The organism is Pseudomonas sp. MF6394, from assembly GCF_002018845.1.
Lineage (GTDB): Bacteria > Pseudomonadota > Gammaproteobacteria > Pseudomonadales > Pseudomonadaceae > Aquipseudomonas > Aquipseudomonas lactis.
In genome coordinates this window covers 179,339-194,921 of the sequence record NZ_MVOJ01000003.1, presented here as the reverse complement: position 1 = coordinate 194,921, position 15,583 = coordinate 179,339, and the positions used below count along the sequence as shown (strand labels likewise).

General features: G+C 61.4%; 10 protein-coding genes. 3 read left to right on the top strand and 7 right to left on the bottom strand.

Annotation, left to right across the window (positions count from 1 at the left end; genetic code table 11):
• Positions 1–279 (bottom strand): helix-turn-helix domain-containing protein, encoded by a 279-nt coding sequence (locus MF6394_RS05425; RefSeq protein WP_044269982.1) that lies wholly within the window; start codon positions 277–279, stop codon positions 1–3.
• Positions 276–1,616: a type II toxin-antitoxin system HipA family toxin gene (locus MF6394_RS05420; RefSeq protein WP_078466289.1), complete on the bottom strand. Its 1,341-nt coding sequence runs from the start codon at positions 1,614–1,616 to the stop codon at positions 276–278. The genes MF6394_RS05425 and MF6394_RS05420 overlap by 4 nt, the downstream gene beginning before the upstream one ends.
• Before the next feature lie 223 nt (positions 1,617–1,839).
• On the opposite strand from MF6394_RS05420, the gene MF6394_RS05415 reads away from it, so the two are divergent.
• Both MF6394_RS05415 and MF6394_RS05410 read left to right on the top strand, forming a co-directional pair.
• The gene (locus MF6394_RS05415) at positions 1,840–4,806 is read left to right on the top strand and encodes an autotransporter outer membrane beta-barrel domain-containing protein (protein ID WP_078466288.1); all 2,967 of its coding nucleotides are present in this window, start codon (positions 1,840–1,842) and stop codon (positions 4,804–4,806) included.
• A gap of 109 nt (positions 4,807–4,915) precedes the next feature.
• Positions 4,916–6,217, top strand: a complete 1,302-nt coding sequence (locus tag MF6394_RS05410; RefSeq protein WP_078466287.1) for an autotransporter outer membrane beta-barrel domain-containing protein — start codon at positions 4,916–4,918, stop codon at positions 6,215–6,217.
• Between the two features lie 84 nt (positions 6,218–6,301).
• Here the strand turns inward: MF6394_RS05410 and oadA are convergent, their stop codons facing one another.
• Positions 6,302–8,110, bottom strand: coding sequence for a sodium-extruding oxaloacetate decarboxylase subunit alpha (oadA, locus tag MF6394_RS05405; protein WP_003195730.1), 1,809 nt, complete (start codon positions 8,108–8,110; stop codon positions 6,302–6,304).
• Positions 8,111–8,121: 11 nt separating this feature from the next.
• Positions 8,122–9,537, bottom strand: a complete 1,416-nt coding sequence (locus tag MF6394_RS05400) for an acetyl-CoA carboxylase biotin carboxylase subunit (RefSeq protein ID WP_003195732.1) — start codon at positions 9,535–9,537, stop codon at positions 8,122–8,124.
• 194 nt (positions 9,538–9,731) lie between these two features.
• On the opposite strand from MF6394_RS05400, the gene MF6394_RS05395 reads away from it, so the two are divergent.
• A complete protein-coding gene (locus MF6394_RS05395) occupies positions 9,732–10,706 on the top strand; it encodes a LysR family transcriptional regulator (RefSeq protein ID WP_032894431.1) in 975 nt (324 codons plus the stop codon).
• Here the strand turns inward: MF6394_RS05395 and MF6394_RS05390 are convergent.
• The 3 genes from MF6394_RS05390 to MF6394_RS05370 all read right to left on the bottom strand — a co-directional run bounded on the left by MF6394_RS05390 (position 10,636) and on the right by MF6394_RS05370 (position 15,506).
• Positions 10,636–10,833, bottom strand: a complete 198-nt coding sequence (locus MF6394_RS05390; protein WP_073526287.1) for a PA3496 family putative envelope integrity protein — start codon at positions 10,831–10,833, stop codon at positions 10,636–10,638. The genes MF6394_RS05395 and MF6394_RS05390 overlap by 71 nt on opposite strands.
• Positions 10,834–11,603: 770 nt before the next feature.
• On the bottom strand, positions 11,604–12,470 hold the full coding sequence (hexR, locus tag MF6394_RS05375; protein WP_003177007.1) for a transcriptional regulator HexR: 867 nt from the start codon (positions 12,468–12,470) through the stop codon (positions 11,604–11,606).
• A gap of 162 nt (positions 12,471–12,632) precedes the next feature.
• Positions 12,633–15,506, bottom strand: a complete 2,874-nt coding sequence (locus tag MF6394_RS05370; RefSeq protein WP_078466285.1) for an EAL domain-containing protein — start codon at positions 15,504–15,506, stop codon at positions 12,633–12,635.
• Between the last annotated feature and the right edge of the window lie 77 nt (positions 15,507–15,583).

Sequence of the window (15,583 nt, the reverse complement as noted above, 5' to 3'; positions counted from 1 at the left end):
TCAGGGCCCGTTGCGCCGCACCTTGACCACGCCCATCTGCAAACCGAAGGGCCGAAACACGGCATTCAGCGATTTCAGGGTTGGGTTGCCCTCGCCATGTTCGATATGCACCAGGGTGCGCACCGAGATCTTGCACATTCTGGCGAACTGGCTTTGGTGCAGGCCGGTCACTTCGGTGCGCAGGCGGCGCACGGCGGCGCCCAGCTCGAGCGAGCCATCGGCCAAGCCTTGTTCGACGCTGTCGATCAACAACGCACGGGCGTCCATGCTGGTAGTCATCTCAACCCCCACTGCTTGAGGCGCAGGTCCAGTTTGCCCAATGGGATGCTGGGGTGATTCAAGGTCACAGCGGGCACGCCACTGGTCACCAGAAGATCCGGTAATGCACGCAGGTGCTCGGCTGTTTGTCGCAGGCGTTCAAAGCTTTGCTCGGGGTCGACGAGGTCGGCCAGAGCCTCGCATACCGCTCGCCAATTGATATCCCCGGCGATTTCCAAGGGTTTGGGCCATTTGGTGGTTCGAGTGACGGCTTCAGCGTCCATTACCATGGGTGCCAAATCATAAATGGGGGCAAGGCGCAGCGCCTTGGGCTCGCGGATGATCGATGTATTGCGGCCGTGGTTATCCGAATTACCCAGCACTTTATTCAGCAAATCCCGGCGCAGGTACTCTGCGACCAGATCTGCGATGTGGTCCCCTTGCCCCACTGCTCGCCATTGATCGACCAACAGCCTCACCACCTCCAGATGATCCATGTAGCTGCCAGGGGTGGTCACACAGGCCAAGGAATAGATCGACTCGACGGCCAGCCGTTCAACACCGCCCTCACCCAGCCTGCGATCAAAACGATGCATCCACAGGCTGGGTTTTGTCGCCTCTTCCAGCGCCAGCCCTTGGGTGGCGACCGTTTCGATGCCAAGAGACTCAAGCGCCCGGTAATAGTGGTACTCACTTCGCAGGATATCTTGATCAGTCTGCGTAGCCTGGTTGCGCGCGAACTTGATGAACCAGTGCTGAGCGACGTCAGCGTCATTCAGGATCGCGTCTGGATAGAGCAAGCCATCTACGCCTTGGGTCATCAACAATTTCGGTGCCTCGCCCCCTGCTCCGGTAGCACCGCCGATGGCAGCACCTTGTTCATAGGCATATTCCAGGAAGCGGCTATCGCGACTGACGACCTCATGTCGTGCAAATCCCATCGGTGTTTCACCGCTCAGGGCTTGGATGGACTCCTTGATCCGCATGTTGCCAATCGGCGCCGGCGTACTGCGCCCCAGCAAGAACAAGTCGTCATCGATGGCCTGGGGTTTCTCACGACCAAGACGCTGCATCAAAAAGCGCTTGGCTGCGCCGGCTGGCGCAATATCGTGCAAAAAAGCGGGGGCTGACTTGAGCACCGTAACGTCCCAATCCAGCGGGAACCGGGCACTGGCCGCGTAGCAAAAAGGCTGCTGGATCTCTTCGAGGTGATCGGCCAGATAATCCTGGCGGTAATGAAACCTGCAGGGCCCGACAAAACCCCGTTGCGGTTCAGGAAATTCAAGCCGCATAGCATCATGCCAGTGCCCGGCGGTGAAAATCTGCAGCGTCAAAGAGTAAGCGGTGTCTTTCTGCAATTTAGTGCACCTGCTAAGCAGTGATGAGAGCGACACATGCAATATAGTGCATTTCTCACTCATAGAGCGTCTTTATATATGCATTAAAATGCAGATATGGAGGGGAAAGACCGGGAGATATGCAATTTAATGCATACGACTTGACCGTCATCTCTGCGACACATTCCTGCAACGACCTTGCGCTATACCAGTCGACTCGCTTGCCATAACAAGGTCGTCCAGCATGCCCCCGTCTCCTCAACGCCTCGCGCTCGCCATCACCCTGTTGGCCAGCGGCGGTTTCATTGAAGCCGCCGCAGCCAAAACCCTACAGATCGACACACCTACCACCCAGGGGCAAACCCTGGGTGGCAGTGATACGTTGACCACGTCGGCGCCTGGCAGCATTACAACCTCCGGGGTAGCAGTGACGCTCAAGGACGGCACCCGCAGTGCGGGGGTGGTGGTGACTAACGCGGGTAAGCTGGTCTCCAGTGGCGGCCGGGGTATCGACAGTTCGGGCAGTGTCAGCGGGGAGCGCAGGTACAGCATTTACAACCTTGCCGGTGGGGTGATCCAAGGCGCCAATGATGCGTTGCGCATCAACAGTAACGTTGCCAGCGGCAGCGTGCTGATCGACAACAGCGGCACCCTTCGTTCGGCCACCGGCCAAGGGCTGGACCTGGATGCGCTGCGCAGCAACAACGTCACCACCACGATCATCAACCGTGCCGGTGGCTTGATTCGCGGGGAGGCCAGCGACGGCATGAAGACCGGCGCCAACGCTTCTATCACTAACTACGGCGAGATCTCCACTGGCGACACCTTCTCCCGCGATGACAAGTTCGATGGCGTGGACATCGACTCCGCCAGCGGCGTGACGGTCACCAATTACGGCCTGATTTCCGGTGGCCGCCATGGCATCACCACGGACGAGGGCGCCACGCTGACCAACTACGGCACGGTGATCGGCCGCAACGGCTCGGGCTTTGGTTCCGATGGCGACGGCACTGTGGTCAACCACGGCACCATCATCGGCGCGTTCTCCGGGTTGCAACCGGATGGCGACGGTGACGGTGTGGACATCGACAAGATCGCCCATATCGAAAACTACGGTGTTATCCAGGGCGTCGGCGCCGGGGGTGTCGACAAGAACGGCTTCGCCAACGGCAGCGAAGGGATCGCCCTGGGCGGTGGCTCTCTCTACAACGCCAAAGGCGCGCTGATCAGTGGTGCCAACAATGCCATCCTGGTGGACGACGGCAGCGACGGGCCGGGGCTCGCGGCCACCACCCTGGAGAACCACGGCACGATTGAAGGCCTGGATGGCTTTGGCGTGAAGTTCGTCGGCAACTTTGCCGACACGGTCATCAACAGCGGCACCATAAGCGGCAGTAATGGCCTGGCCCTGGATTTGGGCGGCGGCGATGACCAGCTGATCTTGCGCAACGGCAGCCGCTTTATCGGCAGGGTGGACGGCGGCAGCGGTTACGACCGACTGACCCTGGACGACGTCGCCGGTGGCAGTTTTGGCGACAGCCGCAACCTCGAACGGTTGGAGGTCAAGCAAGGCACCTGGACGTTGACCGGCCAGGGTGACTTCAGCGACGGCGGCGAGATTTCCAGCGGTGCCACGCTGGTCAACCAAGGCGGCATTGCCGGTAACGTGACGGTCGACGCAGGCGGTGTGTATGCCGGCGGCGGCTCGGTGGGCAGCCTGCTGGTCAACGGCACTCTGCAGACCAACACCGTATTGGGCACCGCCATCATCAGCCGTGACTTGCGCATGGGCAGCGGCTCGACCCTCGCCTATGGCGTCAACGCCGACGGCAGTAGCGCACCGATCAAGGTCGGCGGCACCGCTTACCTTAATGGGGCGACCCTGGCGGTCAACCCCGGCGAAGGCACCTACCCCTGGCAAAGCCATTACAGCGTGCTGCAAGCCGGTAGCATCAACGGCACGTTTGGCAAGGTCACCAGCGACTACGCCTTCCTGACCCCAACCCTGGATTACAGCGCCACTCAGGTCGGCCTTACGTACACCCGTAACGACATCGCCTTCAACCAGTTCGCCAGCACCGCCAACGGTGCCAGCGCCGCCAGCAGCCTGGCGGGCCTGGGCACGAACAATCCGCTGTACAACGCCCTGCTCAATACCACCACCGGCACAGCCGGTGCCGCTATCGAGCAACTGGCGGGCAGCAGCACCGCCAACCTCACCAGCGCCACCCTCAATGCCAGTGCGCAAGTGGGCAACAGCATGCTCGCCGCCATGCACCAGGTGGGCGGCGGTGCGGGACTGCTGGTGGGGCTCAATGACAAAGATACACCGGTACTGGCCGCCACCGGCGTGCCCGCCGAGGTGCGCAACCTCAATGACCCGAACGCCCGTGGCCGACTGTGGCTGCAAGGCATCGGCAGCTACGGCAAGCTTGATGGCGAGCACGGCAGCAACGGCTTGACCCAACGCACCAAAGGCACAGTGCTCGGCGCCGATTGGGCGCTGGACAGCGACTGGCGCCTGGGTGTGCTGGGCGGTTACTCCAAGACCGACCTGGACACCACCGGTGTGGACGGCAGCGTCGACAGCTGGCACGCCGGCGTCTATGCCCTGCGCCAGAGTGGCCCATTGGCGTTGCGCCTGGGTGCGGCCTACAGCGGGCACCAGGGCGACAGTAAACGCACGGTGGCCTTCAACGGTTTCAACGACCGCCCCAAAGGCGACTATGACGCCAACAGCCAGCAGGCTTTTGCGGAACTGGGCTACGCCCTGGGCAGCGGTCGCTTGAGCGCAGAACCGTTCGCCAACCTCGGCTACCAGCGCTACCAGCGCGACGGCTATAACGAAAAAGGCGGCGCCGCTGCACTGCATGTCGAGGGCCAGACCCAGGACAACTTCAGCAGCACCTTCGGCCTGCGCTTGGCGCACCTGAGCCAGCTGGACAACGGCGTCAGCCTCACACCCCGCGCCAGCCTTGGCTGGAAGCACACCTATGGCGATGTCGACAGCACCACACGCCAGGCTTTCCTGGCCGGTGGCACCGCCTTCAATGTGCAAGGCAGCGCCCTGGACCGCGACAGCCTGTTGCTCGAAGCGGGCCTGGACGTAGGCTTATCCGCCCGCCATCGCCTGGGCCTGGGCTATACCGGCGAAGTGGGCAGCAACAGCCGCAACCATGCGCTGACCGGCCAATGGCAGATGAGTTTTTAATCGCACCGTACTAGAGACAACTCCCGCACATCAGCGGTCGATAGGCTGACAGTTATCCCCCCGCGCCTCGCCTAAATTCCCGGCCTCATTCATCAGAGGTTGGGAATTCATGCCCTTTACACTTCAAAGAATCGCAATCGTCATCAGCTTGGCAGTGGCCGCAAGTTTTCAGCCAGCCCATGCGCGAGGCGATATTGAATACAAGCCTTACGGCAGCTATCCCTATGACGCCGCCGACTATAGCGGAGTATTTATACCCCAGTTCGAAGCGCCGCCCATTCCACCGCCCTTCGACGGGTTCCTCACTCAGCAGGCCACTTCGCACAACGGCCTGCAAGTCGCCCAGGTGCTGGAGCCGGCAGTGATTCAACTGGTGGCCTCCGGCGAGTTGGACGCGGAAGACCTCAAGGACCTGCAAAAATCGCTCGAACAATTGAGCAAACAACCCGGAGGGATCGGTGCAGCCCTTGAGCAACTGGCCGCCAGCCAAAACGCCAACCTGGCCACCGCAACCCAGGCCACCACCCAGCACCTGAGCCGCCAATTGCTGGCCACTCTGCGCACACTGCCTACTGACGACGACGGCCACTTCTGGGTGCAAGGCCTGGGCAACGGCGGCAGCCTAGACGCACAACACGGTAGCGCCGGCTTGAAACACGATACCCAAGGCCTGTTGCTGGGCGCCGACTGGGCGGTCGACCATGCCTGGCGGGTGGGTGTCATGGGCGCCAAGACCTCTAGCCGCTTCGATGCCCCGCGTTATGCCGCCGACCTGGACAGCTGGCACTTGGGCGGCTACGCCGTGCGCCAGGACGGCCCCTTCGCCCTGCGCCTGGGGGCGATCTACAGCAACCATGCCGGGCAGAACAAACGCAGCGTCAGCCTGCTCAATTACCACGACTCGCTCAAAAGCAAATACAACGCCAGCAGCCAGACCCTGTTCTCCGAACTGGGCTATCAATTGGGCAGCGGTGATTCCACTGTCGAACCCTTCGTCGGCCTCGGCTACCAACGCTATCAGCGCGACCGTTTCAAAGAGAGCGGCGGCGTGACCGCATTGAACGTCGGCCCACAAACCCAGCGAAACCTGAACAGCACCTTTGGCCTGCGCCTGGCAACGCTGTATCGCTTCGACAACAACATGAGCCTCACGCCCCACCTCAGCACGAGCTGGAAACACCTCTACGGCGACGTCAACAGCCAGGTCCGCCAAACCTCGCGCTATGCGCCGGGTCTGATCGACGGTTACACCATCACCGGCACCGCCCTGGACCGCGATAGCTTTGACTTGCAAGCGGGCCTGGACCTTGCCTTGTCCACCCAACACAGCGTCGGCCTGACCTATACCAGCCAAGCCGGCAACCATGGCCACGACCAAGGCCTGATGGGCCAGTGGAAAATGAGCTTCTAAGCCCGTGAACGCCTGAATTGCAGGCGAAAAAAAAGGGGAGCACCTGCCCCCCCGAGGATTAAACGTTAGTTTCGAAGGCTGTGATCAGCCTTCGATCTCAATCAGGATTTCGCCAGGGTTCACCCGGTCGCCCTTGGCCACATGCACAGCGCTCACCTTGCCGGCAATCGCTGCCTGCACTTCGGTTTCCATCTTCATGGCTTCGGTAATCAGCACGGCCTGGCCGGCCTTGACCACATCGCCGACCTTGACCAGCACATCAACGATATTGCCCGGCATCGCCGTGCTGACATGGCCCGGTTCGGTCGCGTGCTTGCGCTTGCTGCCGCCGCTGCTGACAAACTCGTTGAGCGGTTCGAACACCACTTCTTCCGGCATGCCGTCGATGGACAGGTAGAAGTGGCGCTTGCCTTCGGCCTTCACGCCGACACCGGTGATATCCACGCGGTAGCTTTCGCCGTGCACATCGATAACGAATTCGGTCGGTACGCCTTCGCCGCCAGCACGGGCCACGCCGCCCGCTTCGGGGATCGGCAACAGCACTTCAGGAGCCAAGGTGCCTGCGTCGCGCTCTTCGAGGAACTTGCGCCCGATGTCCGGGAACATGGCGTAGGTCAGCACGTCTTCTTCGGACTTGGCCAGTGCGCCGATTTCGCCGCGCAGCTTGGTCATTTCCGGCTTGAGCAAATCCGCCGGGCGCACGTCGATCACGTCTTCGCTGCCGATGGCCTGGCGGCGCAGTTTTTCGTTCACCGTGCCTGGTGCCTTGCCGTAACCGCCTTGCAGGTAAAGCTTCACTTCGTTGGTGATGGTCTTGTAGCGCTCGCCAGCCAGCACGTTGAAGAACGCCTGGGTGCCAACGATCTGCGAGGTCGGCGTTACCAGTGGCGGGAAGCCGAGGTCTTCACGGACCCGCGGGATCTCGGCCAGCACTTCACTCATGCGGTTCAGAGCGCCTTGCTCTTTGAGCTGGTTGGCCAGGTTGGAGATCATCCCGCCCGGCACCTGGTTGACTTGCACACGGGTGTCGACGGCGGTGAATTCACTTTCGAACTGGTGGTACTTCTTGCGCACGGCGTAGAAGTACAGGCCGATCTCTTGCAGCAGTTCCAGGTCGAGGCCGGTGTCGAACTCGCTGCCTTTAAGGGCCGCGACCATCGACTCGGTGCCCGGATGGCTGGTGCCCCAGGCAAAGCTGGAGATGGCCGTGTCGATATGGTCGGCACCGTTTTCGATGGCCTTGAGTTGGCACATCGCGGCCAGGCCGGCGGTGTCGTGGGAGTGGATAAAGATCGGCAGGTTCTGCTCGGCTTTGAGTGCCTTGACCAGCTCGCCAGTGGCGTAGGGCGTGAGCAGGCCAGCCATGTCCTTGATCGCGATGGAGTCGCAGCCCATGGCTTCCAATTGCTTGGCCTGGGCCACGAACGCTTCCACGGTATGCACCGGGCTGGTGGTGTAGGCGATGGTGCCCTGGGCATGCTTGCCAGCGGCCTTGACCGCTTCAATGGCCACGCGCAGGTTACGCACGTCGTTCATTGCATCGAAAATGCGGAACACGTCGATACCGTTGACCGCCGCCTTGGCCACGAAGGCTTTGACCACGTCGTCGCTGTAATGGCGGTAGCCCAGCAGGTTCTGGCCGCGCAGCAGCATTTGCAGGCGTGTGTTAGGCAGCGCGGCGCGCAGTTGGCGCAGGCGCTCCCACGGGTCTTCCTTGAGAAAGCGCACACAGGCGTCGAAGGTCGCGCCGCCCCAGACTTCCAGGGACCAGTAGCCAACTTTGTCGAGCTTGTCGCAGATCGGCAGCATGTCGTCGGTGCGCATGCGGGTGGCCAGCAACGATTGGTGGGCGTCGCGCAGGATGGTGTCGGTTACGAAGATCTTCTTGCTCATTGTTATATTCCTCACAGGCCTGCGTGGGCGGCGATGGCGGCGGCGATGGCCAGGGCCAGCTCTTCGGGTTTGCGCTTGATCGAGTAGTTGGTCAGCTCAGGGTGGCTTTCCACAAAGCTTGTATTGAACTGGCCGCTACGGAATTCCGGGTTGCGCAGGATTTCCTGGTAGTAGGCGGCGGTGGTCTTCACGCCTTGCAGGCGCATGTCGTCCAGGGCACGCAGGCCGCGGTCCATGGCTTCTTCCCAGGTCAACGCCCACACCACCAGTTTCAGGCACATGGAGTCGTAGAACGGCGGGATGGTGTAACCGGTGTAGATCGCCGTGTCGGTACGCACGCCGGGGCCGCCGGGGGCGTAGTAACGGGTGATCTTGCCGAAGCTTGGCAGGAAGTTGTTCTTCGGGTCTTCGGCGTTGATACGAAACTGCAACGCGAAACCCCGGTGCTGGATGTCTTCCTGCTTGACCGACAACGGCAGGCCGGAGGCGATGCGGATTTGCTCACGAACGATATCGATGCCGGTGATTTCTTCGGTGATGGTGTGTTCCACCTGCACCCGCGTGTTCATCTCCATGAAGTACACCTCGCCCTCGGCGAGCAGGAACTCCACGGTGCCGGCGTTCTCGTAGCCCACAGCCTTGGCCGCGCGCACCGACAGGTCGCCGATGTAGGCGCGCTGTTCCGGGGTGAGTTGCGGGCTAGGGGCGATTTCGATCAGCTTCTGGTTGCGACGCTGGATCGAGCAATCACGCTCGAACAGGTGCACCACGTTGCCAAAGCTGTCACCAAGGATCTGCGCCTCGATGTGCTTGGGATTGACGATGCATTTTTCCAGGAACACTTCCGCCGAACCGAAGGCCTTGGTGGCTTCGGAAATCACGCGGGGGAAGGCTTGTTCGAGTTCTTCGCGGCTGTTGCAACGACGAATGCCACGCCCGCCGCCACCGGAGGTGGCCTTGAGCATCACCGGGTAACCGATGCGGTCGCCTTCGGTGAGGGCTTCATGGATGTCGGCGACGTTGCCTTCGGTGCCCGGCGTAACCGGCACACCGGCCTTGATCATGCTGCGGCGCGCTTCGGTCTTGTCGCCCATGCGGCGAATCACTTCTGCCGAGGGGCCGATAAACTTGATGCCGCGCTCGGCACAGATGTCTGCCAACTCGGCGTTTTCCGACAGGAAGCCGTAGCCGGGGTGCAGCGCATCGCAACCGGTTTCCACCGCCAGGTTCACCAGCTTGCGCGGGTTCAGGTAACCGGCCAGTGGCTCGGCACCGATGCTGTGGGCTTCGTCGGCACGCTTGACGTGCAACGCGTGGCGGTCGGCGTCCGAATAAACCGCGACCGAGCGAATGCCCATCTCGGCGCAGGCACGCACGATTCGTACGGCAATTTCACCACGGTTGGCGATCAGGATCTTTTTTATCACTTGGAAATTCCCTTGAGCCGATTTGCGTGCTTCGACCCGTTGCAGCCGGGCCGGTGCGTGACCAAATGTTTCATGACAGTCGCGAGACACACACTATGCGCACAGGAGAATTAACAAAAATCAATAATTATTGGGTTGTGTATAAGTAAAGACTTATAGTTGGCCGGACGACCGGGGAGCTAAGGGCTTATAAAATGCGTAAGTCATTGATGCGTATGACATTGCGTCAATTGCAGATCTTCAATGAAGTGTGTGATTTGCGTTCCTACAGCCGTGCCGCCGAGGAAATGTCCCTCACCCAACCGGCGGTCAGCCTGCAAATTCGTCAGTTGGAAGAGCTGATCGGTCAGCCGCTGTTCGACTATGTTGGCAAAAAGCTCTACATGACCGAGGCTGCCGAAGCCCTGCAACGGGCCAGCCGCGATATTTTCGGGCGCCTGGAAAACCTCGATATGCAGCTGTCGGACATGCAGGGTTCACTGCAAGGCCAACTGAAACTGGCGGTGGAATCCAGCGCCAAGTATTTCGTGCCGCATCTGTTCGCCGCCTTCAAGCGCCAGCATCCGGAAGTGCAATTGCAGCTCACGGTGGTCAACCGTGCCCAGGTGATCCGTAGGCTCTCGGACAACCGCGACGACTTGGTGATCATGTCCATGGTACCTCAGGACATGGGCCTGGAGTTCTTGCCGTTTCTCAACAACCCGATTGTGGCCGTGGCATTGCCGGATCATCCCCTGAGCCTGCAAGGGCCGCTGCGCCTGCAGGACCTGGAGCCTTACACCCTGCTCATCCGCGAACCGGGCTCTGGCACGCGGCTGGCCTGCGAAGAGTACTTCAAGGAAAAACGCGTGCACTTCACCCAGACGGTGGAAGTGGCCTCGGCGGAGGCACAGCGTGAGTGCGTGGCGGCAGGGTTGGGCGTGGCCCTGCTGACGCGCCACGCCTTGAACCTGGAGCTGGCCACCGGCGGGCTCAAGGAGCTGCCGGTAGAAGAACTGCCGCTGTACCGCAGTTGGTGCCTGGTGCAGGCCAAGGCTAAACGCCTGTCACCGGTGGCCCATGCGTTCCTGGGCTTTATTCGCAGCGAACGGGTGCAGATCAGCGCGCTGGCTGAGCGTTTCGCTGGGCAGCCACGGGTGCCTGCCAATGCAGTTCCGGGTAGTCGCTGATGCTCTGGAGCAACTGGCGCTCCTCGCAACGGTCTTCGATGGCGCGACGGAACGCCATGCGGCGCTGGTCTTCCTGCTGACGACGGGTCTTGACGGTGCTGTTGCTGTCTTCGTAGGGCCGGGTCATTTGGAGTCTCCCAATGCGAGTACGGGGAGTACAGGATGGGCGTGGGGGATGACGGTTTGGCGGCGCGGGGGTTACAGGATGATGAATCTTGCGAAGCTGGCGCAAAACCATGTGGGAGCTGGCTTGCCTGCGATAGCCATAGGTATCTACACAACTTGTGGGTTGTAACAGCAGACGGTAACCACGATGCGAAGCGAGTCGCTCTTGATCTGCTCTTGATCTGCTCTTGATCTGCTTTTGATTTTGATCTCAGGCGCCCCGTTAAACCACGCTGGCCGAACGCAGGCTTGAATTCGTGGGTAACCCGGCAGGACGCCGGGTTAGCCGCCCCGCGCCATGGATGGCGCGTGGCGGCGGCCCACGGATTCAAGTCTGCGTTCGGGCACACCGAGCCCAAGCGAGGTGCCGAGTGGTGGGGCAAGAGCGTTTTGCTTACTTTGCCGCTTTTGCAAAGTGAGCCACCGTCAGGGCGGAACCCTAAGTGGCCGTTACCGCAGAAATGGATATGTACTCGGTACACCAGCGTCGGCTGTCAGACCGTCTTCGCAGGCAAGCCAGCTCCCACATTTGGATCGTGGCGTGTCAGTTAGATCAGCGTCGGCTGTCAGTCCGTCACGGGAGCAAGCTCCCTCGCCACAGGTCCAGCGTCACACCAAAGATGTGTAGATACCTATGCTGCGATAGCAGCCTGCCAGTCGCCACCTTATCAACTGACCCACCGCTATCGCAGGCAAGCCAGCTCCCACATTTTGACCAAGTATGGCCTGGGCTTAGTCGTCGAGGGCTTTGACGGATTTTGGCGAGAGGCGAAGGCTACGCAAGCTGCGCTTCACGCTCTTGAGGTGGTTGACCAGGCTCGGGCCACGGGCCATGGCCACGCCCATCGCCAGCACGTCGATCACCACCAGGTGGGCAATGCGTGAGGTCAGCGGCGTGTAGATTTCGGTGTCTTCATGCACGTCGATCGCCAGGTTCACCGTGGACAACTCCGCCAATGGCGTCTGGCTCGGGCACAGGGTGATCAGCGAAGCGCCGCTCTCACGCACCAGGTTGGCGGTGATCAGCAGGTCTTTGGAGCGACCCGATTGGGAAATGCAGATGGCCACGTCAGTGGGCTTCAAGGTCACCGCCGACATGGCCTGCATGTGCGGGTCGCTGTAGGCCGCGGCGGTCAGCAGCAGGCGGAAGAACTTGTGCTGAGCATCAGCCGCTACCGCGCCGGACGCGCCAAAGCCGTAGAACTCCACGCGCTGGGCCTGGGACATTGCGGTCACGGCCTTTTGCAGCTCCACCGGGTCGAGCTTCTCACGCACTTCCATCAGGGTGTGCAAGGTGGTGTCGAAGATTTTCAGGCTGTAGTCGGCGACGGAGTCGTCTTCATGGATCGCAAACTGGCCGAAGCTGGCACCGGCAGCCAGGCTTTGCGCCAGCTTGAGTTTCAGATCCTGAAACCCGGAGCAACCAATGGCGCGGCAGAAGCGCACGATGGTCGGCTCACTGATGCCCACGCTGTGGGCCAGGTCGGCCATGGAACTGTGCATCACGGCCGCAGGGTCAAGCAGCACATGATCGGCAACCTTGAGTTCCGATTTGCGTAACAGGTGGCGCGACTGGGCGATATGTTGCAACAGGTTCAAAGGGCAGGACTCTTGTTATTGGCAGACGCCAGGGATGTAGCAAGCTTGTAGTTATACTACAAGAATTGTCGTTTTGCCCGTCCGATGCATCACTAAATCGCCCCGCTCCCCCCTGATTCAGCGGGCAGGCGCTATGTAGCCATAAAGGCGGCCTACGCTGCGTTAAGAAAAATCTGCATTTTTACGTAACAAATCCGCCAGCCCTTCAGCCCGCATGGGCGGGCTGATCAGGTAACCCTGTACCTCGTCACACTGCTCGCCGCGCAGGAAATCCAGCTGCTGCTGATCCTCCACGCCTTCGGCCACTACCTTGAGCGCCAACCCGTGCGCCATGGCGATGATCGCACGGGTGATGGCCGCATCCTCGCGTCCCTGACCAAGCCCGCGAATAAAGGCCTGGTCGATCTTTACGTAGTCCACCGGGATGCGCTTGAGGTAGCTGAGGGATGAGTAACCGGTACCAAAGTCGTCGATGGCCAGCTTCACCCCCAGGTCGCGCAATTGCTGGAAGGTGGCGATGATGTGTTCAACGCTGTCGAGCAACTGGCTTTCGGTCAGTTCCAGCTCCAGGTACTGCGGGTCCAGTGCGGTTTCTTCCAGCACTTGGCGCACCAGGCTGACCAGCTTGCCCTGGCGCACCTGATGCACCGACAGGTTGACCGACACGCGAATCGGCGCCAGCCCCTGGCGTTGCCATTCGCAGGCCTGCCAGCAGGCCTGGCGCAGCACAAATTCGCCCAACGGCACAATCAAGCCGGTTTCTTCCGCCAAACCGATAAAGTCACCCGGCGGCACCATGCCCCACTGCGGATGCTCCCAGCGGACCAACGCCTCGGCAGCCTTCAGCTTGCCAGTGGCCAGGCACAGCTTGGGTTGGTAGAACACCGTGAGCTGACGCTCGTCGATGGCTTTGCGCAGGTGGTTTTCCAGCTGCAAACGCTCCAGGGTGCTGGCTTGCAGGCTGTCGGTGAAGAACTGGAAATTATTCCCGCCCAAGTGCTTGGCATGCTGCATCGCCATATTCGCTTGGCTGACCAGCGCAGAAATTTCCCGCGCGTTATCCGGCAACAGGCTGACGCCCATCGAGGCGCTGACCACCAGTTCATGCCCCTCCACATTCACCGGCACGCGCAATTTCGCCAGCAGCCGGGTCGCCACCCGCGCCAGGCTCGATAGGTTGCCATAGGCGTCGAACAGCACGGCGAACTCATCCCCGGACAGGCGCGCGATGGTGTCGGCCTCCGGCAGCGCGTTGATCAAGCGCCGTGCCATTTTCTGCAGCAGTTGGTCAGCCACTTCATGGCCCAGGCTGTCATTGAGCAATTTGAAGCGGTCGAGGTTGATATGCAGCAGCGCGAGGCTGCGACCGCCTTGGCGCACGCGCTGGTGAGCTTCGCGCAGCCGTTCGCGAAACAGCGAACGGTTGGCCAGGCCGGTTAACTCGTCGTAGTGAGTGAGGTAGCGCATACGCTCTTCAGACTCGCGCCGCGCCGACAGATCGGCGAAGAACCCTACGATATGACTGACGTTCCCCCGCACATCGCGCACCACGTTCAGCTGTAGCCACTGCGGGTACAGTTCGCCGTTCTTGCGCGTCTCCACCAATTCGCCCTGCCACGTGCCGTGGCTGAGCAATGCCTGGCGGATCAGCGGGAAGTGCCGCCGCGCATCGCGACTGCTGGGCAGTTCCACGACGTTGCGGCCAAGCATGTCGTCGATGTCAAAACCGGTGACGCGGCTGAACGCCTGGTTCACGGCGATCAGCGCGTAGTTCGGGTCGAGGATCACAATGCCTTCGCTGGCCGCCTCGAACACCGTCGCGGCCAGGCGCTGCTGCTCTTCCACCGCCTTGGCGGCACTGATGTCACGGCGCGTGCCGAGCATACGGATGACTCGGCCACTGGGCGTGCGCTCCACGGCGCGCCCGCGGTCTTGGATCCACACCCAATGCCCGTCGCCATGACGTATCCGGTATTCCACCTGATAGTCCTCGCTGCGGCCTTTGAGATGCTCGACCAGCGCGTGCTTGAGCAAGGGCAGATCGTCGGGGTGCAGGCGCGGTTTGAGGTGGCTGAGCATCGCCGTGACGTATTCGGGCTCCAGGCCAAACAACTCTTTGAGTTGTGTGTGGTGGACCTCGTCGGTTTGCAGGTTCCAGTCCCACAGGCCCAGTTCACTGGCTTGCAGGGCCATGGCCAGACGCGCTTCGCTTTTACTCAAGGCGAGGCTGGCAGCATCCAATTGCTGGCTGCGTTGCGCCACACGGTCTTGCAGGCCGACCTGGGCTTCACGCAAGTCCTGCTCCACCTCGCGGCGCTGCTCGACTTCGCGCACCAGCTCCAGATTCAACTGCTCACTGCGTTGCTGCGCCTGCTGTAGATGCTCGATCAGGGCCTGGTTCTGGAAACGGCGCAACAGCCCGCGCTGGATCAGGCGGTTGACCTGCCACGCGACCAGGCTCAGGGACGCCAGCAGGATCAGGCCGAGTACGCCCCAGCCTTGTTGCTGCGGGGTGCCATCCCAGAACAGGTAGACGATGGCCGGCACCAGGCACGGCAAGGCAAACGACAGGTAGGCCCACAGGCTCACGGCATAGGCCACGCTGGCCGACAAGGTGGCGGCGCCAATCAGGCCAAACACCCAGGCCTGATGCATGAAGCTGTCCGTGGGCACCCAGGCAATGGCCGCAACGGAGAGGGTCAGGCCACTGACCGCCGAGCCGAGCATGAACATACGCCGCCACACGGGCTGGGCCTGCCGGCTGGGCATGGCCGAGTCAAAGGCCGCCACTTGGATCACGCGCATAGCCACCAGGGCGAGCAGCCAGAGCAGCCAGACGCTGTCCAGCAGGTACTGATCGGGGTTCCACAGCAACCAGGCGCAGACCAGGCCATTGACCAGCATCAGCAGCGTGGGCAGCAACGAGCCTTGATAGAGCAGGCGCGTGCGCTCAACCGCGATTTCGGTTGCATAGTGTTTACGGATGACCTGTGCGGGGGCCGGCGAAGGGCCAAACAGGTCGGTGCTAAGGGTCATAGGCGGTGTTCTTATAATGGTGAGCCCGAAACGTCGACGGAGCATACACAAGCAAGCGCCCGGGCCAAACTGCTACA

Bases quoted from the DNA above. Each gene is read 5' to 3' on its own strand.
- MF6394_RS05425 (WP_044269982.1), bottom strand. From the start codon at position 279: ATGACTACCAGCATGGACGCCCGTGCGTTGTTGATCGACAGCGTCGAA.
- MF6394_RS05415 (WP_078466288.1), top strand. From the start codon at position 1,840: ATGCCCCCGTCTCCTCAACGCCTCGCGCTCGCCATCACCCTGTTGGCC.
- MF6394_RS05410 (WP_078466287.1), top strand. From the start codon at position 4,916: ATGCCCTTTACACTTCAAAGAATCGCAATCGTCATCAGCTTGGCAGTG.
- oadA (WP_003195730.1), bottom strand. From the start codon at position 8,110: ATGAGCAAGAAGATCTTCGTAACCGACACCATCCTGCGCGACGCCCAC.
- MF6394_RS05395 (WP_032894431.1), top strand. From the start codon at position 9,732: ATGCGTAAGTCATTGATGCGTATGACATTGCGTCAATTGCAGATCTTC.
- MF6394_RS05390 (WP_073526287.1), bottom strand. From the start codon at position 10,833: ATGACCCGGCCCTACGAAGACAGCAACAGCACCGTCAAGACCCGTCGT.
- MF6394_RS05370 (WP_078466285.1), bottom strand. From the start codon at position 15,506: ATGACCCTTAGCACCGACCTGTTTGGCCCTTCGCCGGCCCCCGCACAG.